The organism is Anabaena sp. CCY 9910 (assembly GCF_963920875.1).
Classification (GTDB): Bacteria; Cyanobacteriota; Cyanobacteriia; order Cyanobacteriales; family Nostocaceae; genus Trichormus; species Trichormus variabilis.
This window is the reverse complement of sequence record NZ_CAWUDJ010000003.1, coordinates 39,381-59,403: the sequence shown is the minus strand read 5'-3', so window position 1 is coordinate 59,403 and position 20,023 is coordinate 39,381. Positions and strand designations below refer to the sequence as shown.

Annotated in this window: 15 protein-coding genes and 1 tRNA gene; 11 read left to right on the top strand and 5 right to left on the bottom strand. The window is 39.9% G+C overall.

The genetic code is table 11. The annotated features are described in order from the left end of the window. The first annotated feature begins 15 nt into the window (after positions 1-15). The 3 genes from ACM5QX_RS03960 (at position 16) to gltX (ending at position 3,424) form a co-directional block, all read left to right on the top strand. Complete coding sequence (locus tag ACM5QX_RS03960; RefSeq protein WP_414752474.1) at positions 16-1,542, top strand: serine/threonine protein kinase; 1,527 nt, start codon at positions 16-18, stop codon at positions 1,540-1,542. 199 nt (positions 1,543-1,741) lie between these two features. Further along, a tRNA-Asp gene (locus ACM5QX_RS03955) sits at positions 1,742-1,815 on the top strand. Between the two features lie 163 nt (positions 1,816-1,978). Further along, the gene (gltX, locus tag ACM5QX_RS03950; RefSeq protein WP_414752473.1) at positions 1,979-3,424 is read left to right on the top strand and encodes a glutamate--tRNA ligase; all 1,446 of its coding nucleotides are present in this window, start codon (positions 1,979-1,981) and stop codon (positions 3,422-3,424) included. Positions 3,425-3,507: 83 nt separating this feature from the next. On the opposite strand, the gene ACM5QX_RS03945 is transcribed toward gltX, so the two are convergent. Continuing rightward, positions 3,508-4,176 carry a 2OG-Fe dioxygenase family protein gene (locus ACM5QX_RS03945; RefSeq protein WP_414752472.1) on the bottom strand — a complete coding sequence of 223 codons (669 nt, stop codon included), beginning with the start codon at positions 4,174-4,176 and terminating at the stop codon, positions 3,508-3,510. Between the two features lie 335 nt (positions 4,177-4,511). On the opposite strand from ACM5QX_RS03945, the gene sfsA reads away from it, so the two are divergent. Together sfsA and ACM5QX_RS03935 are read left to right on the top strand one after the other, a co-directional pair. Further along, positions 4,512-5,237 (top strand): DNA/RNA nuclease SfsA, encoded by a 726-nt coding sequence (sfsA, locus tag ACM5QX_RS03940; RefSeq protein ID WP_414752471.1) that lies wholly within the window; start codon positions 4,512-4,514, stop codon positions 5,235-5,237. An 8-nt stretch (positions 5,238-5,245) separates the two neighbouring features. Next, positions 5,246-5,728 carry a gluconokinase gene (locus ACM5QX_RS03935; RefSeq protein WP_041456504.1) on the top strand — a complete coding sequence of 161 codons (483 nt, stop codon included), beginning with the start codon at positions 5,246-5,248 and terminating at the stop codon, positions 5,726-5,728. 100 nt (positions 5,729-5,828) lie between these two features. Here the strand turns inward: ACM5QX_RS03935 and ACM5QX_RS03930 are convergent, their stop codons facing one another. After that, the gene (locus tag ACM5QX_RS03930) at positions 5,829-7,457 is read right to left on the bottom strand and encodes a DUF655 domain-containing protein (RefSeq protein WP_414752470.1); all 1,629 of its coding nucleotides are present in this window, start codon (positions 7,455-7,457) and stop codon (positions 5,829-5,831) included. Positions 7,458-7,570: 113 nt separating this feature from the next. Here ACM5QX_RS03930 and ACM5QX_RS03925 point away from each other — a divergent pair, with 113 nt between their 5' ends. The 3 genes from ACM5QX_RS03925 (at position 7,571) to ACM5QX_RS03915 (ending at position 10,199) form a co-directional block, all read left to right on the top strand. After that, on the top strand, positions 7,571-8,740 hold the full coding sequence (locus ACM5QX_RS03925; RefSeq protein ID WP_414752469.1) for a cysteine desulfurase family protein: 1,170 nt from the start codon (positions 7,571-7,573) through the stop codon (positions 8,738-8,740). A 177-nt stretch (positions 8,741-8,917) separates the two neighbouring features. Further along, positions 8,918-9,160 (top strand): helix-turn-helix domain-containing protein, encoded by a 243-nt coding sequence (locus ACM5QX_RS03920; protein WP_414752468.1) that lies wholly within the window; start codon positions 8,918-8,920, stop codon positions 9,158-9,160. Then, positions 9,147-10,199 carry a type II restriction endonuclease gene (locus ACM5QX_RS03915; RefSeq protein WP_414752467.1) on the top strand — a complete coding sequence of 351 codons (1,053 nt, stop codon included), beginning with the start codon at positions 9,147-9,149 and terminating at the stop codon, positions 10,197-10,199. Before ACM5QX_RS03920 ends, ACM5QX_RS03915 begins: the two co-directional genes overlap by 14 nt. Here the strand turns inward: ACM5QX_RS03915 and yhdJ are convergent. Then, a complete protein-coding gene (yhdJ, locus tag ACM5QX_RS03910) occupies positions 10,188-11,084 on the bottom strand; it encodes an adenine-specific DNA-methyltransferase (protein ID WP_414752466.1) in 897 nt (298 codons plus the stop codon). The two genes, ACM5QX_RS03915 and yhdJ, sit on opposite strands and share 12 nt — an antisense overlap. Before the next feature lie 137 nt (positions 11,085-11,221). After that, positions 11,222-13,252: a protein kinase domain-containing protein gene (locus ACM5QX_RS03905; RefSeq protein ID WP_414752465.1), complete on the bottom strand. Its 2,031-nt coding sequence runs from the start codon at positions 13,250-13,252 to the stop codon at positions 11,222-11,224. A 489-nt stretch (positions 13,253-13,741) separates the two neighbouring features. Between ACM5QX_RS03905 and ACM5QX_RS03900 the strand changes: the two genes are divergently transcribed. The 3 genes from ACM5QX_RS03900 to ACM5QX_RS03890 all read left to right on the top strand — a co-directional run bounded on the left by ACM5QX_RS03900 (position 13,742) and on the right by ACM5QX_RS03890 (position 16,490). Further along, entirely contained in the window at positions 13,742-14,965 is a 1,224-nt protein-coding gene (locus ACM5QX_RS03900; protein ID WP_414752464.1) for a pre-peptidase C-terminal domain-containing protein, read from the top strand. A gap of 298 nt (positions 14,966-15,263) precedes the next feature. After that, a complete protein-coding gene (locus ACM5QX_RS03895) occupies positions 15,264-15,524 on the top strand; it encodes a hypothetical protein (RefSeq protein ID WP_414752463.1) in 261 nt (86 codons plus the stop codon). Between the two features lie 228 nt (positions 15,525-15,752). Next, positions 15,753-16,490 carry a DUF1995 family protein gene (locus ACM5QX_RS03890; RefSeq protein WP_414752462.1) on the top strand — a complete coding sequence of 246 codons (738 nt, stop codon included), beginning with the start codon at positions 15,753-15,755 and terminating at the stop codon, positions 16,488-16,490. 226 nt (positions 16,491-16,716) lie between these two features. On the opposite strand, the gene ACM5QX_RS03885 is transcribed toward ACM5QX_RS03890, so the two are convergent. Beyond that, positions 16,717-19,749, bottom strand: a complete 3,033-nt coding sequence (locus ACM5QX_RS03885; protein WP_414752461.1) for a zinc-dependent metalloprotease — start codon at positions 19,747-19,749, stop codon at positions 16,717-16,719. Positions 19,750-20,023: the final 274 nt, after the last annotated feature.

Sequence of the window (20,023 nt, the reverse complement as noted above, 5' to 3'; positions counted from 1 at the left end):
GGAGAGGTTGTCAAAGTGAATCAAAGTGCATTTACATCTCCACACAATACAGGACTACTTGCCAATCGTTATCAACTGCAAAAGTTGATTGGTATAGGCGGTATGGGCGAAGTTTTCTTAGCAACTGATGTTCTTTTAGGAGGAGCGCCGGTTGCAATTAAATTTCTGACTCAAACTGTATCTGATCCTAAAATTCAAAAAGACTTTGCCCGCGAAGCATTGATGAGCGCAGCCCTCAGCCAAAAAAGCCTGCATATTGTTAGGGCTTATGATTATGGTGTCAGTGACACAGGGAAACCATTTTATGTCATGGAATACCTCAACGGCAAAAGTTTAAAAGACTTAATTCCCTTACCTTTAAACCAGTTTGTTCATCTCACCCGCCAGATTTGTTTGGGCTTACAGTGCGCCCATCAAGGTATTCAAATTGAGGGTAAAGTTTATCCTTTAGTGCATCGAGATATTAAACCAGCAAATATATTAGTTATTCCCGATCCGATATTAGGGCAATTAGTAAAAATCCTCGATTTTGGTATTGCTAAATTTTTAAATCATACAGTTACATTAAGTACAAATAGAGGATTTCATGGGACTCTACCCTACTGTTCTCCAGAGCAATTAGATGGGGAAAAATTAGATGGTCGTTCTGATATATATAGCTTGGGTGTGATCATGTTTGAAATGCTCACAGGAGCAAAACCTTGGCAACCAGAAACTGATTTATTTGGTGCTTGGTATAAAGCGCATAACTTTGAGCAACCAAGGACGATCGCCGATGTCAAACCCCAATTAAAAATCCCCCAACAACTCAACGATTTAATTATGGCTTGCTTGGAGAAAAAAGCCAGCGATCGCCCACAAAATGTAGGAGAAATATTACAAATTATTGATGGTTTAGAACATTCTGACTGTGCTGGATTACCTACAAATATTAGCCCTCCATCATATCCCCAATTAATATCAGCTTCTGAGGTAATAAGAGTATTAGAACAGCAATGTAAAGAACTTACTTGGCCTCAAGATAAACCCAAAAAAGAAATTGTTTTCCCTCTACCACTAAACACACACAAAAAAAAATTATCCACACTCTGGCTGATGTTACCAACAAAAGAAATTCAGCAGCGTGCCAATTCTAAAATTTATAACCGTTTTATCTTTGTTACATCACCCCACCCCATGCTTTTGTGGGTGACACTACTCTACAACCAAGAACAAGAACCAAAGTGGCTACCTTGCTACCTAGATATGCAACATCCCCTCAATCGTACATTAGTACTATCTTTAGCCGACAATGAAACCTACCCCCTAATTTGCTTCACCCTAGAACCACCCCACAGATGTATTCAAGTCCTCAGCAGTAACATTGAAACCAGTCAAAGGCAAAAGTTGAAAATTTGGGTAGAACAAAGTCAAAAACTCCCACCAACTTCTCAACCTCTGGCTAGTAAAAACCTGCTCAGGCAGCAGTATAAACAAATTCAAGCCCATATGCTTCAGCATCTGTCATCTACACGCCGGCTGGAAAAATTAGCCAAGGGATGAAGTCAGGACGTATGCACACGGGTTGTCTGTTGAAACTGGGTGTAAGGGTGTAGGGGTTTCAAAGATTTATACCCCTATCCCTTGACTTTCATTTTCATGGGTAAATCCTAGAAATTAAAATTTGAGCTAAAAAAGAAATTTCATAGATAAGGTTGACAAATCCTTGAAGGTTCGTCATAATAGGGAAGTTGCCAATTAAGGGACTGTAGTTCAATTGGTTAGAGCACCGCCCTGTCACGGCGGAAGTTGCGGGTTCGAGCCCCGTCAGTCCCGTTCTAATTTGTAAGTGATTATAGCTGAGTCCTGAGTAGCATAGATATGGGATGGAAGCAATTACCTAACTATGTTGAGTCCATGTTTCCTAGATTGATCTCAGGACTCAGAAGCTTAAGTATTAAGCTAAATTTATTCATGCTTTGCGAGAGAGAGAAATACTGTGACTGTTAGAGTCAGAATTGCCCCTAGTCCAACAGGGAATTTACACATTGGTACAGCGAGAACAGCCGTATTTAACTGGCTGTTTGCCCGCCACCACGGCGGCACATTTATTTTACGAATTGAAGACACAGATTTAGAGCGATCGCGTCCCGAATATACGGAAAATATTATGACGGGATTGCGTTGGTTAGGGTTGAACTGGGATGAGGGGCCATTTTTCCAATCCCAACGCCTCGACCTTTATCAAAAAGCAGTAAAACAACTTTTAGATCAGGGTTTAGCCTATCGCTGCTACACCACATCAGAAGAACTAGAAGCCCTACGAGAAGCGCAAAAAGCCAAAGGCGAAGCCCCGCGTTACGACAATCGTCATCGCCACCTCACCCCAGAACAAGAAGCCGAATTTAAAGCCCAAGGACGTAGTTTCGTCATCCGCTTTAAAATCGACGATGAGCGAGAAATCGTTTGGAATGACCTAGTACGGGGTAAGATGTCTTGGCGAGGCAGTGATTTAGGCGGTGATATGGTCATTGCCCGTGCTTCCGAAAATGATACTGGTCAGCCGTTATATAACTTCGTCGTGGTGATTGATGACATCGATATGCAAATCAGTCATGTTATTCGGGGAGAAGACCACATTGCCAATACCGCCAAACAAATTCTGCTATACGAAGCCTTTGGGGCAAAAATCCCAGAATTCGCCCATACTCCCCTGATTTTAAATATGGAAGGGCGAAAACTTTCCAAACGGGATGGAGTGACTTCCATTTCTGACTTTCAGCAAATGGGCTTCACATCCGAGGGTTTAGTGAACTATATGACCTTGCTTGGTTGGTCACCACCAGATTCTACCCAAGAAATATTTACCTTAGAAGCAGCCGCCAAAGAATTTACTTTTGAGCGGGTGAATAAAGCCGGGGCAAAATTTGACTGGGCGAAACTAGATTGGTTGAACAGTCAATATATTCACAACACCCCAGTTGATCAGTTGACTGATTTACTCATTCCCTATTGGGAAGCGGCTGGATATTCATTTGCTGGGGGACGCGATCGCCCTTGGTTAGAACAGTTGGTGGGTTTACTCAGCGCCAGCTTGACTAGGTTAACCGATGCGGTAGATATGAGCAAACTGTTTTTCAGTGAAACAGTGGAATTGAGCGAAGAAGGTAGCAAACAATTGCAGCAAGAAGGTTCTAAAGCTGTACTTGAGGCAATTATCGCCGCCTTAGAAGCTCAAGCCCAACTTACAGAAACTGCCGCCCAAGACATAATTAAGCAGGTAGTGAAAGCCCAAAATGTGAAGAAAGGTTTAGTCATGCGATCGCTCAGAGTCGCCCTCACCGGAGATGTCCATGGCCCAGACTTAATTCAATCTTGGTTACTCCTGAATCAAATTGGTTTGGATAAACCACGCTTGAATCAAGCGATCGCAGCTAGCCTTTAAGTTGCACAATCCATCATGAGGGTTGTTGACTGTTGACAGTTAACAGCCCTTATCAATAGTTATGCAATTGATACCAATTATTTTTAATCAGTCAGCAAACTAGGAGAAGTTAATACAAAAACATCCCTAATACCTTGAGCTTCTGTCTGCGGTTTTATCGGAGTAGTAAAGTGATAGAAATCATGGTCGTTGACCAATAATAACTCTCCGGGATTGAGAATCTTACTGAATACAGGCTTATCTTTTTTGGCAGTATACAAGTGCGTTTCCCCACCTTGAATATTTTCTCTATCAACAGAGAAGATACCGATAAAATCTGTACCATCTTGATGGATACCCTCAGGTGCGGGATTGCCAAAATTATCTGGAGAACAAGTAGTTCTGATTTGATGCACGCCGATTTCTGCTTCTGGATGGAGTTTGCAAGAATCGCTAAATGCTAATACCAGATTTTTAAAACTATTAAGTCCGATGAGTGCGTCATCTAATTCTGCAAATTCTCTTTTAATATCGCCAACTAATGGATTGTAATCTTTACTTTGAAACAGATAACCATGAGGTAGCTTAACTAACTGATCCTCTGCAACTATAAATCGAGATAATCTTCGCAGACGATAGTTGCCTTTAATATAAGGATCAACTGGTAAATTATTATAAAATGGCTTAAAATCTCCTAACTCGATTGAATTTACCTTTCTGAGGGTGAACAAAAAGGCATATTCTAATTCCGTCATTCCCCCGACTATTTGCATAGGATTTCTCTCCTTGCAGATTGCAACCCTTCCGATTTTCCTCTAAGGAAGGCTTATTACATCGAGTATATGCTTCTTTTTATTAAAATGTCGTCATTTTAACTACAAAAATTGACAAATTATGATAAAGGCATAACAAAAGCTCAACCATAGGATATGCCAAACAGATTAATGGTAATGGGTAATGGGAGTATCACTTATTACTAATATCCCAATTCTCTTGTAAGCAAAGATTTTAAATAGTCAGTACTTAGGTGTATATTGGCTAAGTACTGAAAAAAAGCTATAGGACTAGTATCAGGGTATAGAAATCTATCTTCCCAGTCCCCTTAAACATGATTGATTGGCTCTACAGTTACCCACCTTTATATCCTGGCATTTTGCTAAAGCGCTATAAGCGCTTTTTCGCTGATGTACAACTAGCTTCCGGCGAAGTTGTAACAGCACATTGTCCCAATACAGGCCCCATGACCGGAGTCTCAACTCTGGGGAGTGTGGTACAACTTTCTAAAAGTGCCAATCCTAAGCGTAAATTGGCTTATACTCTAGAACTGATTCAAGTACACGATAATGAGCCGACTTGGGTAGGCGTAAATACAGCTTTACCAAATCAGATAGTCAAGTTGGCTTTGGCAAAATACTTGTTTCCAGAGTTAGGTAACTATAGTCACATCAAAAGTGAGGTAGTTTACGGGGTAGATAAAAAAAGTCGGGTGGACTTCTTTTTGACAGGAAGTGATACAGAACGCCCAATTTATCTAGAGGTAAAAAATACAACTTGGGCAAAAGGGACTTTAGCATTATTCCCAGACACAGAAACCACAAGGGGACAAAAGCACCTACGGGAATTAATGGCGTTATTGCCACAAACACGATCAGTAATGCTGTATTTTATTAATCGTGGTGATTGTACAGAGTTTGCCCCTGGTGATAGTACAGATCCTATATATGGTAAGTTGTTACGAGAAGCGATCGCCTTAGGTTTAGAAGTTTTACCTTGTCGTTTCGATGTTACCCCGGAAGGCATCCGTTATTTAGGTTTAGCAAAACTGGTAATTTAATCTCAGCAATGATAATTATCATCATGGGTGTATCTGGTTCCGGTAAAACCACCATCGGACAAATGTTGGCGGAGTCTTTACACTGGGAATTTTATGACGCTGACAGTTTCCACTCACTAGAAAATATTGAGAAAATGCGGCGTGGTATTCCTCTGGATGATGCTGATAGAATACCTTGGTTACAAAGTTTGCAAACCGCTATTACAAATTGGTTACAAAACAATAGAAATGTTGTCTTAGCTTGTTCTGCCCTCAAAGCTAGCTATCGGCAATTTTTATTATTAGATACTGATATTAAACTAGTCTACCTGCAAGGGACATTTGAACTCATTCAAACAAGACTGCAAAAGCGTGAGCATCATTTTATGAATGTCGAATTGCTCACAAGTCAATTTGCTTCACTTGAGGAACCGGATGATGTTATACGTGTCGATATTTCCCAGTCACCTCAAGTTATTATACAAGTTATTAAAACAATGATAAATGTTTAATAACAAGAAGAATTTACATATTTAATGCTCCTGTTATATACCTCATTTATTTGCAAAAATATGTTATTAAGAGCAAGATTAAAAAATTTAAAATCACACACTAAAATTGAATACGCCCTTGCCAATTTTCTATCATCTTTGGACTGATTCCAGGTACTTTATCCAAGTCTTGTGATGAGACAAATTTTCGCTGCTGACGGGCGGTGATAATTTTTTGGGCTAGCTTTTTACCTACACCAGGTAAGGTCTCCAATTCTACTAAATTTGCTGTATTGATATTCACCACTTGAGTTGGAGTAAGTTCGCTGGAAGTGGGAGTTTTAATTTGACCGCATTGCTTTTGTTCTTGTTGAATTTGTGCTTGGACTTTGGTTGGGACACCGACTTGAGCTTTAGCATAAAGACGAGCAAATTCGCGCTCATAATGAGCAGCAATTGTGGGATTATTAATTACTATCAAAGTCTCATCATTGCCATAATTTGCTGCATCAGACCAGTTGTGAGAACCTGTAATTACCGTTTGGTTGTCGATAACAGAAAATTTATGGTGTAGCAGGTCTCCTTCTCGTAAAGTGGGTACACCCACCGTAGTAACTGGATTAGACCAAGGTCGATTATCAATTTCATATCGGCATTTATTACTCAAGGCAATTCCCATCATATCTAAAGCTTCGCTGTAATAACGATAAGCGAATTGTTTGTCAATTAATGCTCGAATTGAGACTTGTTGTTGATGACGTTTTTCTAATGTATTAGCAAGACGCTGTTCGGAAAAAACAAACAACGCCATATCAATAGATGTATTCGCTAAATTTAAGGTTTCATTAATTAAGCCGTTGCTGCTTTGAGTCCAAGGTAAGGTGTGTGAAGTTGGGGAAAAATGCACAGTAATTGTGTTGTCACCCAAGGTAATTTTTTGGGGAGGACGTACAGGTTTATTTAAACCAAATTTACTGTCTGGTTTACCGCCAACACCATCACCCCACATGAGGTTAAATTCTTCTGTGAACAAAGCTGCTAATTCTGGGCTATCAATGTGTAATAGGTTATTGGCATTTCCCAAACTTGAAGAATTAGAAAAATCCCCGAAAACATCGCTTAAGGTGAAGTTTGCCGAAGTCACAATTACTATGCGATTATCTACAACCACAAACTTATGGTGCATCAACTTACTACCTGCTGAACCATCAGCTTGATCATCTATCCAAGGAATTTTGGCATTTTGTAAAATTATCAGTGCATCCCTCTGATTAACTTCTTCAGGACTGAGTTGATTATCTTGATTTAGGTCTACAAATTTAAAGTATTCTTGATATCGAGCTTGTTCCCGTTCAGGTAATTTATTGACTTCATCTGGTGTCAAGTTACTCAAAGAACGAGTATAAGTATTTTCTAAAATTACTCTGACTTTGATTCCCGCTTTTTGTTTGTCTTTGAGGGCTTGGGCGATTCTCGGTAAACGCAATTCTTGTACTGCTACATCGATAGTAGATTTAGCTTGAGAAATAGCGTCAACAATCTGCTGTTCTAAGTTATCTCCCAGTCGAGTTTGTTGACGGTAAGGTTCTCGATATTCTGAGGATTCAGATTGATTAAAGTAAACTTTCACAAATGAGTCTTGCGGTAGAGGTGCAGGACGATTATTGTGAGATTGGACTTTTTGACAGGCTGTGATCGCCACTATCAAAAAAAATACCCAAAAATTACTAAATGCTGGGAAAATCTGCACGTTAATCTGCTACAAGTGGGATGGGAATGGACATATATATAATTCCCACATTGATGATTAATCCATAGTCAACAGTCAGTATTTATTCCCCTCTGCCCCTGCCCTTGCCTTATATGCAAATATATCTAGATTACAGTGCTACTACTCCCACTCGTGCAGAAGCGATCGCACTTATGCAATCAGTCCTGACTCAACAGTGGGGGAATCCTTCTAGTCTACATGAATGGGGACAACGGGCAACGACTATTGTAGAACAAGCAAGAGTGCAGGTAGCAGGGTTAATTAACGCTGCCAATCCCGAATCAATTATTTTCACCTCAGGCGGTACGGAAGCGGACAACCTAGCAATTGTGGGTGTTGTCAGAATGCAAAATGTGCCGCAACATATCATTATTTCTAGTGTGGAACATTCGGCTATTAGCGAACCTGCCAACCTACTAGAAAAATGGGGTTGGGAAGTCACTCGGCTGGGTGTGGATAATACAGGGAGAGTTAACCCCGAACATTTAAAAGCTGCGTTACGACATAACACGGTTTTAGTTTCTGTGATTTACGGTCAAAGTGAGATTGGCACAGTCCAACCAATTGCAGAGTTAGGTAAGATAACTCAACAACACGGGGCATTGTTCCACACAGATGCAGTGCAAGCAGTGGGACGTTTACCTATAGATGTGCAGCAACTACCTGTAGATTTACTCAGTCTTTCTAGTCATAAGCTATACGGGCCGCAAGGAGTAGGGGCGCTATATATTCGTCCTGGTGTGCAATTATCGCCTTTATTGAATGGTGGTGGACAAGAAAGGGGATTACGTTCTGGTACGCAAGCAGTCCCCATCATCGCCGGTTTTGGTGTCGCTGCCGAAATTGCCGCCGAGGAATTATCTATAGAGATACCACGTTTAATGAAATTACGCGATCGCTTATTTGCCCAGTTAGCAGATGTCCCTGGTTTAATCCCCACCGGCGACAGAGAAAATCGTCTACCCCATCATGTGAGTTTCTACCTCGAACAAGCCGACGGTGAAAAACTCAGTGGTAAAACCTTAGTGCGTCATTTAAACCTTGCCGGTATTGGCATTAGTGCGGGCGCAGCTTGTCACAGTGGTAAACTTAGTCCCAGCCCCATATTGTTAGCGATGGGTTACTCAACAAAAGCCGCCTTGGGAGGAATTAGGTTGACATTAGGACGTGAGACTACAGCAGCCGATGTAGATTGGACGGCGATGGTCTTAAAACAAATCTTACAGAGGTTGGTACCAGGAGAATTAGTGATTCATCATTAATCAAGCGTTATCCTCCCATTTCCTTGAATATCCTCAAAGGAATTAAAGTCATAGTCACTTCCAGAGATCAAGTTAGTTCATCGTTACAACTTAGTTGTTATAGTTATGTGACTTATAGTCCGTAGACATATAGTCTACGTCATTCGATTATACCCACAGATATTTAGTGGGTATAACATGCAGGAAGCTAAAATACTATTTTTGTTTGGCGCACATATTAAAAGAATCAGGATCACGAAAGGTTATAGTCAAGAGCAACTTGCTGCTTTTGCCGGATTAGATCGAACTTATATAAGTGGTATAGAAAGAGGACAACGAAATATTAGCTTGATGAATTTGGTAAAACTGGCTAAAGCCTTAGAAGTTCCCGCCAAGCAGCTTTTGGATTTTGATATGGAGGGGGACAATGGCCAGCAATGAAATCAATTTTTTAGAAGAAATTGCTGATAGCTATGAAATCAATAAAAACTCTGTAATTTTTAAGTACATTGAACGTAAAACTAGAGCTTCTGAAAAAGGAAGTAAGGCTCGACGTTCTTTGGGAAATTTGTATGCACTTTATGTATTAGCTCAAGATTATATAAATGATAATTTTGAGGGGTCAAGTTTTACAGAACTAATGCAACGCATGAAAACAATGCCATTTGGTTCAAAATTACAAAATCACCCTCTCGATAATCGATTGAATGATGAAGTAAAACGCCAATACAAAGTCAGTGATAATATGCTTCCTGTACAGCCTGCTAATCTTGGCGACGGAAGAAAAGCTAGAAGGATATCTGTTGATTTACTAGTCGAATATAATATGAATCCTAACTCTTCAGCCAGCTTCATTGTAGATGCCATAGATAGTTATATAACTATTATTGATAATAATCAAACTGCCTACTTGAACCAAATTGAAGCAGCTAATACTGATTCACAAATCGCTGAGTTGATTGCAGAGGCATTTCAATACAATTCAGATGCTAGACTATTTGAAATTATTTCATTCGGATTACTTTATTTACACTTTGCGAAGACAACAGTTTCTTTTTCTATAAATGGTAGAAATTTTTCAGAACAGTTAACTCTTTATCGTACAGGGCGAACAAACGCAAATGATGGCGGAATTGACTTTGTTTTGAAACCATTGGGTAATTTCTTTCAGGTAACTGAAACATTAGATTTTAAAAAATATTTTTTAGATTTTGACAAAGTAAATCGATTTCCAATGAGCTTTGTTATCAAAACCGATTTAACACAACAACAAGTAAGAGATAAAATCAAACAAGACTCTCTTCAGATATACAGCACTGAACAGGTCAAGGTATATCTGAATTTGTTTGATGAGATTTACACGTTAAATGAACTTAGGGCTATTCTTGAACAGGTTAAGGATTCTCATGATTCAATTTATAAATTGAAAGAAATCGTTGTTCAATGCTTTAAATTAGAATATGGATTGTTAGATTATTGAAGCCTGTTTCGGTCGTTCTTCTGATATAAATCTTGCTTTTTTAGAGAGATTTTTTGTTTTTCTTCTTTTTTCTTTAGCTAGTTCTTCACTGGTATAATCAGATGGCAAATTTAGCCGTCTAATTCCAATCTTTACGTATTCTTCGTTTATCTCAATCCCGATAGACTTTCTTCCTAAACGCTTGGCAACTGCACATGTTGAAAAACTACCACAAAACGGATCTAGTACTATGTCTCCAACATTTGAAGATGCTAAAATAATTCGTTCCAGAAGTGATTCAGGCTTTTGGGTTGGATGATTTTCGTACTCCTCCATTTTGAAGCGTACTCGTGCGAAATTCCAAACATTACCTGGTACTTTCTCAGTATTGTATGGTTGAGGAGGTTCTTTTCTATAATCAATTAACTGACGTTTTGCGCCTGTTTTAGCCTCAACCATAATATCTTCAGCATTAAATATATAGTTTCGATCATGCTTTGTTAGCATAAGTATTGGCTCATACATAGATCCGAAGTACCTTTTTGCCTGCATTCCTGAGCTATCATAAGCCCAAATTATTCTGCTTTTAATGTAGAAATTATTACGGCATTTAATATCAATATAAGGCATATTTTCTGTGCTATTCATTAGGTAGAATGTGCCATTAGGCTTGAGAATCCGATGGCATTCATCAATCCACTCATATGTCCAATGGAGAAACTCTTCTTCCGTCCAGTTTTCCAGTAAACCATCAAAGTCTTTTCCTATGTTGTAAGGTGGATCAGCAAAAATTAAGTTTATTGATTCTGATTCAAAGCGTTTTAAGTTTTCCAGAGCATCACCGTGAATAATAGTATGAAAATCATCTTTATATATTTTGGTGTTTAATTTAACTTTTGAAACCATGAGCAATGCCTTTAGGTATTAATTTTAATGTGACTTAAAGTCTACATCATTGACCTGAATATTTCAAGGTTTGATTCTACCCAGTGGCATTTGGGCAGTGCATATAGCGTTTCTGAATCAGGACTGAAAATTGAATTTCACCAACTCATTGGCCAAATTTTGATAATATTCTCAGCACTACCGCCACTAGCAAGATTACGCCCATCGGGACTAATGGCTACGGAATAAATGTATCCAGAATCGCGCTTTAAGGTGCGGATTATCTCTCCTGTCGTTAAATTCCATAGTTTAATTGTGTTGTCATTACTGCCACTGGCAAGAACTGTGCTATTTCTTGGTACATAGACAACAGAATTAACCTTGTCAGAATGCCCTTTTAGGGTGCGGATGGTCTTTCCTGTCGCCAGATTCCACAATCTAATCGTTTTGTCCTTACTAGCACTGGCAAGAGTTTTGCCATCTGGATTGAAGACTACAGACATCACCAAATCGGAATGTCCTTCCAAGGTACGAATTACCTTACTGGTTGTGAGATTCCATAATTTAATTGTTTTATCCCAACTGCCACTAGCAAGAGTTTTGCCATCTGGACTAAAGGCTACATTGGCAACCACATTGGAATGTTCTGACAACGTGCGGATTTCTTTGCCTGTTGCTAGGTTCCACAGTTTGATTGTCTTATCTAAGCTGCCACTAGCTAGAGTCTTGCCATCTGGACTAAAAGCAACGCTAGCCACTCCCTGAGAATGCCCTTTCAGATGGCGAATTTCTTTGCCTGTTGTGAGGTTCCACAATTTGATAGTCTTATCAGCACCGGCACTAGCAAGAGTTTTGCCATCTGGGGAGAAAGCAATAGCCCAAACCCATCCAGAATGACTTGGAAGAGTATGAATTTTCTGTTTAGTTTTTAAATTCCAAACTTTAATAGTTTTGTCATCACTGCCACTAGCTAGAAATTCTCCATGAGGAGAAAAAGCAACGGAATTGACATCGCTGGCATGACCCTTGAGAGTGTAAGGTTGGGTAGAAATTTCGGAAAATTTAGTAATTAACTGGGGGAGAGACTGTAAATGCCCAACACCCACTAACCCTAACAGCGCACTCATGGTATTTATGAGGAGTTGTTGTTTAAACTTACCATTGAGTGATTTCCGAGCTTGTTTTTTGGTTGTAGACGCGGTTAATGAAGTTGATGCAGACCAAGATGTTGAAAAGAGAGCAGACTTTGGTATTGTGGTTTTTAATCTTGAGAGTAGCGATCGCTGCTTGATCAAATCATTCATCACTTCATCAGCCGATTGATAACGCCTTTGAATATCTGTTTCTAACAGCTTGTTCAAAACCTTAACCAGATATTCACCTTCGTTTCTATCTGAATCTAAAGTGTTCCAATATTGCCGCCAGGATTCAACCCAACTGTAGCCTTGTTCTACAAATAAATTAGATGGGTTAATCCCCGTCAACAGATGAAAGCAAGTCGCACCCAGACTAAATAAATCACTCGCTGGGTAAGCTTTGCCATACTGCATTTGTTCAATTGGAGTGTAACCAAGTGAGCCAATAGTGGTTCCCAATTGAGTCTGCATTGTCGCTTTTAGCTGCTTGGCAGCACCAAAATCAATTAGCACTAATCCCCCATCACTCTGACGGCGGATGATATTCTGTGGCTTAATATCTCGATGAATTACCCCACGTTCATGAATATATTTCAATACAGGGAGTAAATCTAAGAGAAATTCGACAATTGTACTTTCGTTGTAAACTACCCCTTGACGTAATTCTTGTAATAGATTGTTTCCATTAATAAACTGTTGCACCAAAAATAGATAATTATCTTGCTCGAAGTAAGCTAATAGGGTAGGAATCTGGTGATGTTCTCCTAAATGTTGCAAGCGTTGAGCTTCTTGTTTAAATAACTCAACTGCTTTTTTCATAGCTGAATTTTCTTGAACTTTAGGTGCAAATTGTTTAACTACACACAATTCGTTCAATTTATCTATATCTTCTGATAGATATGTTCTCCCAAATCCACCTTCATCCGATAGCACCTTGATAATGCGATAATGCCCCCTTAATAAGGGTATCAATTGTGTATTGCAACGTTGGCAATACATTTTGCCATCGGGATTTTGAGGCATGGAGCAATTAGGATTCAAACAGCAAAGCATACTGGGAATCCGTGTACAGTTTGAGTATATGTCAATCCAACAGATATAGTTTTGCTATCAACCTGGTGCATTATGTTAAATCAAAAAATTTTATACAGATGTAACTAAGAGATTGAAGATGGAAGATGATTTTTTTCAAAAACAGTTAACATTTTCTAGAAATCCGATTTGATTATTGAAACAAATATCAGTGTTGGTGGGGGTGGTATTGCCCACTCTGGGTATATTTCAAAAATTAAGTATGAATCTTATCCCTGCTTAATATCAATTCCTATATGTGAGCTATATGTTCCTGATAAAGTATAGTGAAGTTATTGACTCCAAAAATCTAGTATTTTTTGTATATAAAGTTTCTTTCATAGTATAACAATAAACGAGGCAAAACAAAATTTGCCAATACTTGGATATTGTCCAGCATTAAAAGTAGATAAGGCTATCTATCTGAAGTTATATAAATAACTCAATACTAGCAGTATGAGGAGTGAAATTATGGCAGAACAGAAGAACAAAAATTATTGGCTCAAATTTAACTTAGCTTTGATTGTTTCCATGAGCAGTAGCTTAGTAGTTGCAAACTATACTTTGCCTATAAAGGCTCTTGATATCCATGAGAACTCTGGAAAACTGATAATAGCTAAAACCCCAGACGAGAGACAACCAGAAGCAGTACAACAAGCTATCGAGCAAATCCCTACTTCTCCACCGCCTGCAACTCCACAACAAAGCAAGCAATCAATCGAGTCACCCATTCCTGTTCGTGAATCTTCCAACTCAACAGCCTCTAATCCAACTCCCCAACCTAGAGAAAGTAATTCTGCAAATAGAACATCCACACCATCAAATTCCAACCCAACTTCTCAGCCGAGACAAACTAACTCTGCGCCTAGAACATCTACACAGTCCAACTCCAACTCTAGACAAACTAACTCTGCTTCACCGCAGAGAGGTCGTCAATCAGCTACAAATCCAGGTAGCCGCAATTCAACTGCCAAAATTTCCCCTGTTTCCCTGTCTAATCTTCCTTTTAGAGAGATTAACTTTGTAGATATCGCTTTTGGCGTACTTTCTAAAGGTGATTTTCAGTCCCAAGGAAGGTATTTTCATTTCTATAAATTCGAGGGAAGAGAAAACCAACTACTCCAAATCAGGCTGGGTGGTAGCACTGATTCACGTCGCTCCAGCAATTTGAGTCTCAGTCCGTTTATGTTCCTCCTTGATCCTGATAATAAAGTGATCTTAAAAAGAGGTAGTGTTGGGACAAATAGTGATCTTCAGGATGCGTTTGTCTTTGTAAGATTACCTGTCAAAGGTACTTACACAATTGTAGTGACTAGTCGCAACCCTGGTGATACAGGACGTTATAGTTTAGCTCTCAGGAATGACAGAGCCAGCTATATCCTAGACGAGTCGGCGGAACTGAATGCTCAAAGCTCAACCATTAAGCAAAATCGTAGTGCTTATAATGTGTCTCAGTTCCAAGGCAAAAAAAATCAGCTTGTCAGTATTCGTGCAGATAGTGTCAATGAAGAGTTTTCTCCTTATATAGTATTGCTGAATTCTCAAGGGAAGACTATTGCTGCGGATAATGCTAAAGATGGTCTTTATAGTGCTTTAATTGACCGAGCTAGGTTGCCTGAGGATGATACCTACTATATAGTTGTTACTTCCAATAATCCCAATAACCGTGGCACATATCGATTGACTCTTTTCTAAAAATTATTCCTCATAATATCTGCGGAACTTGGTAACGGGTAATGGGTAATAGTAAAAACAATTACCGTTCGACTGAAGCTCACGGCGGAAACCCGTTACCACTCAAGCCAACTACAAGTGATTATCCGGGATTAATATTATACACGCTCATACAGAAGAGTGTTTTGGCTTAAATAATCGACAACTTCTGAGAAAGCCCTAATTTGATTTTGATGTTAATTTAGGATTTAAAACTGGGAATACTATTTGTCTAAGCATAAAAAAATATTTAAAAACAGTCTTAAAAGCAGGTGAAGTGATGGTAGAGTCTAATCGGAACGACAAAAACAACTTTTTTTCTGCTCGCAGTCGCTACTACGGCCGGGGGAAAGCAGAAAATCTTACATTTAACGCTGATTTGCGGGAATTTGCTAACAAAATTGGCTATGTCACAGCCTTGGAAACATCCGGTAAGCTTTCTCCTGATGAAGCTTGTAAGCAAATTAAGTCTCTTTGGAAACAATTGAAACGTAGTAAAAAAGCTCTCTCGATTAGTAACGACCCACCAACATCACCTTGAAGACAAGGGTTTTTACTTGTAGAGGATGTTACGGCAAAATTAGCCAAGGCGATCGCTCAATTGGGTTAAGCTAGCAAATAATTCCTGAAACTGCGGTTATAAGGCGCTTAACCATGTTTTGGCGCGGTTTAATATATATGTTAATCTCTTGAGCTTTAGCTAGTTAGCGAGGCGCTATTTTTCATAAACTGAAACAATAGAAGTAAATGCTTGAGAGATAAATATATTATGCCGGAACTTCCCAACAGTTTAGAAGACGCGATCGCCCAATCTCGTGAAGCCGCTAAAGCAGCTCTCGCAGACGGTTGTAACCGCATCCAAGTCGAGTTGCTGTTTCCCGAACTCAAGTTTATGCCTGTAGCAGAACAGTTTCTCCCCTGTTTGGTAGAATACGAATCTCGCTTGAAAGTCTTCTTTGCTGACGCTGGTGCTGCTGCTTTAGCTCGTCGTGATTGGAAAGATGCACCCTTTCAAATTTTGGATATTGGTACGGGAAGGACTGCTTCTATTCAATCGAAAATTCAACCAGAAGATGAAATTTTCCTCTTTATTTCCCCCACTTCCGTAGAAGTACCCCAACTAGAGAAAATTTGTGAAATAATAGGCGATCGCCCGGCTATTTTCCTCAACCCTCGCTTAGAAGATGCAGGTACTGTAGGTATTGGTTATACAGCAAGACAAACCCGTGAGCGTTTCCTCAGTACAATTCAATCCTGTTACTACCTACGTCCTATTGATGACGAAACGGCTTTATTCCGTTCTTACCCTGGAGACTGGGAAATTTGGGTAGAAAATGATAGTAACTGGGCGAAAATTGCCAATTTACCCAAAAAGCCTTCAGGTGATGAAATAGATTTAATTCTTATGAAAGGACAACCACAAACAGCAGAAACAGATGCTGTACCTGCCAGAAAGCCCAGTGTTTTCAAAAGTTTACAACGTTTTATTAAGGCGTTGAATCGTTGAGTTAGGGGGAATGGGGATTGGGGACAAATCAAATTCTCTTTCATACCCGTTACCGATTACCCATTACCGGAAGAGGTAGGGGGGAAGGGAGCAGGGAGCAGGGGAAGCCCTTCCCCCAACGCGAGTGCGGAGTGGAACATCGGTACAAGCCCCGTCCCGGTCTTTCCCCTTGCCCCCTGCCCCCTGCCCCTTTTCCTCTTTTTGACCCATTCCCCATTCCCCAAACCTAATTCGCCTGCAATGGGGCATTCAAAGCTTTCTCAATGCGATCGCTAGTTTCTAACAAGTGGGCTTTGGTATATTCATCGTTGGTATTGACTGACTTGAGTTTGTCGTTTAATTGTTTAAGTTTATACCACGCTAGGGAACGGGCATCTTCAGGGACGTATTCTCGCCGCAACACCATACCAATCAAGATATCGAGATATTCTCGTTGCAAGCCGCGCCGGAGGCTAGTAATTTTCAGCGCCCCGGCTTTTGGTTTGAGAACTTCTGTCCAAACTCCAGTTTGCAGAGTATCAAAAAGCTCAGGTAATGCTAGTGATTTTTCTGGTAAGCTTTTGAGTTCAATATCCTTGAGACGAGTGAGGCGATCGCCTGCTAGTAATTCCCGTAATACAGCAGCTTGCAGGAATAATATTAAGTCATGAACGGGATAATCTAAGCGTCCAATTTGGGGAAAACTCCCCCAGTGATACCAGCGAGAAGGTGCTAATTTATTCAGTAGCTCTGGGGGAAAATTCAGGGCATCTTCTGCAAAAATATACTTTTGTAATGTTTTGAGTGCTTGCCGTTGTTGTTCAACAGGTACGGGTTCAAAGGGTAAGTGATTTGGGCGACTGGCTAGCTTAGTAGCGGATATTTCCCCAGCCTGTAGACGGTAGAAGGACTGCCCACCAATGTATTTTGTTGTGTAGAAAATATTCTGAAAATAGTTACTGAGAACTGAGCTAAAGCGATCGCTTAAATCACTATAACTTTCTCCCGGCATAGGGAAACGTTTATTGAGATTTGCCCACATCAACCGAGAATTATCTAATTGCCATTGGGAATAAACCAGCACGTTACCACTATGATCCCAAGCATCGGCGGTGGGGTCGAGGTCATACATATCCTCATCGGGAGAATAACTCAATTCCGGCTTATAAGATTGGCTGGCGATCGCTTGTAAAATCGGCTTTTCTGCTATGGGAGTTTTCGCGTTGGTTTGGGTATAACCGTACTGAATGGCCCAATCATCATAAGACCCGACCATACTGGGAAAATAGTCTCCCTGCGGTGTCCCTTGGGGGGCAATATTCGGTGGAATATAATCCATCACCGAACTTGTCAAACCTTTATGGCGGCTAATTTCTGGATTGTTCATCTCTTCTGGTGATAGCAGATTACTACCACGGAAGTTATGCCGCAAACCCAAGGTATGTCCTACTTCATGGGCAACAATTAAACGTAAATATTGATTGATATATTCTTGTAGCTGTTCTTGATTCGGTGCGTTGTTTTGTAGCAGTGACATGGACAAAGCCCCAAAAGCAAATTGATTGGCGGCTTCCATGCCGTAGCATAAGTCATAATCACCGGCTAGCTTGGATAAACGCTGCAAAAAACCATTTGGTCTTGGAGATTTTTCTTGGGTAGTGTTGTTGGCTTTTGCGGCTAAACCTTTGTTACAAAGTCCCCGATTCCGCATTAATGCCGATAAGGAAGTACGGGTATTGAGTTGACTAGGTTCTACAAGTGTGCTGTATCGATTTTTGAGTAAGCGGACAAGACTAGCATCAACTAATATGTCTGCATCCAAAATTTCTCCAGTTAAAGGATTAACGCGAGATGGCCCCATAGCAAAATAACCATCAACAGTGTTAATCCAACGAATTGTATTGTAACGAATATCGGCTGGGTCCCATGCGGCATTGTCTGGCATTTGTCTGGCTTCCACCGCATCTTGAAATCCCGCTTTAAGAAAAGCCTTGTTCCACATGAGTATCCCTTCTTTGACAGCTTCGCGGTACTGTAAGGGTACGGCGTTATCAATCCAGAAGACAATGGGTTTTTTGGGACGAGATAGGGGTGATTCCGGGTCTTTCTTTTCTAAGTGCCAGCGATTAATATAGCGGACAAAAGGATCGTTGCGTTCTTCTTTAGATAAATCTTGGTAAGCGGTGATAAAGTAACCAACCCGTTCATCAGCTATCCGGGGACGATAATTATTTTCTGGTAGTTGGGAAAGACTATAGTGAACCCTGAGGGTGAAGCCACGACTGTCTGGTACGGTCGTGAAATATAACATTTCATTGTTAGGGTTAGTACCAGTACTACTAGAGAAGTTCAAGACCGACTCAATCTCTAAGTTGTGGGGAAAGGTTTTGGCACTGCCAAAGGAGGACTGGTCTGTATTTGGAGTCAATCCTGTAAACAAAGATAATCCGGCTAAGTCTGCCAGCAGCAAGTCACCCAAGTCAATTAGCAAGGTTTTTCTCTGGGGATGGATGCTTTTGATGTCCACCGAGTAGAGAACAGAATCGCTAAACGAACGGGCGAGCGATCGCGCTTGTGGATCACCTTCCCTTGTGCGAAAATTCACATTACGCACCACAAAAGATAGTTTTTTGTCTACTCTCTGGAAATAAAATAAAAAGTCTTGTAATGGTAAACCACTGTAAATTCCTTGTTCGCCAATACCAGATTCTAGGGTTGCGGTAGCTAAGTAATTTTTATTTAGCTGTTCTGGCTTAATTTCTAGATATATTTTATTCTTTTCTTTATGACGATAGAGAGTAAATAGACCGTCTAGTTTTTCAGTATCTTTTACTACTTCATCAAAAGATTCTAAGTCATCCTTTTTTTCCGGCTTAGATTCTGTAGCAGGTTTCTTCTCTGGTTTATCTGTGGCTTTACCAATTTGTAGAAATGGTTGCTGTGCCGCCTTTTTATGATCATTCACCACCCAAATAAAGGGTTGATCCTTGACCTGTTGATTTTGGTTAATTACCCAAATTTGTTCTGGTCTTTGTAGTAGAGGCTGATGTGATTGCTTGATAGCAGCAGAGGAAGAAAGAGTGTAAGCAGGGTGTAAGGGTGTAGATATATAGGGGTGTTGATTGGTTATGGGTTTTTGAGGCTTAGTTGTTATATCTATAATTGGAGAATTTTGCAAATGTTGATTAACTATATCTACAGGTGATAACTTGGCGTTCGCTGTTGCAATTCCTAAAAATAATCCATTGAACAATATTAAATAAAAGGTAAATTTTCTCATCTAGTTTATTCCTGATAAGTATCGTTAATTATTTCTCATGCGCTATGAGCGTTAGTTAGTTGTCTGTTCACCGGAAAAGACACAAAACTACCTGATGGCTAGCAATTAGCTTCTCAGTTTGGTGAGGAACAGCATTTTTTAGATTTTTTGTGCTGTTTTGTTGTAGTATTTTTCCTAACAATCGTCTTTGTAGCAAACAGTACGTATTATTTTTACATCTGTTTTGGTAGAGTTAGCGCCTAAAAATAGAATTATTTCCTTAAAATAGCTCAAT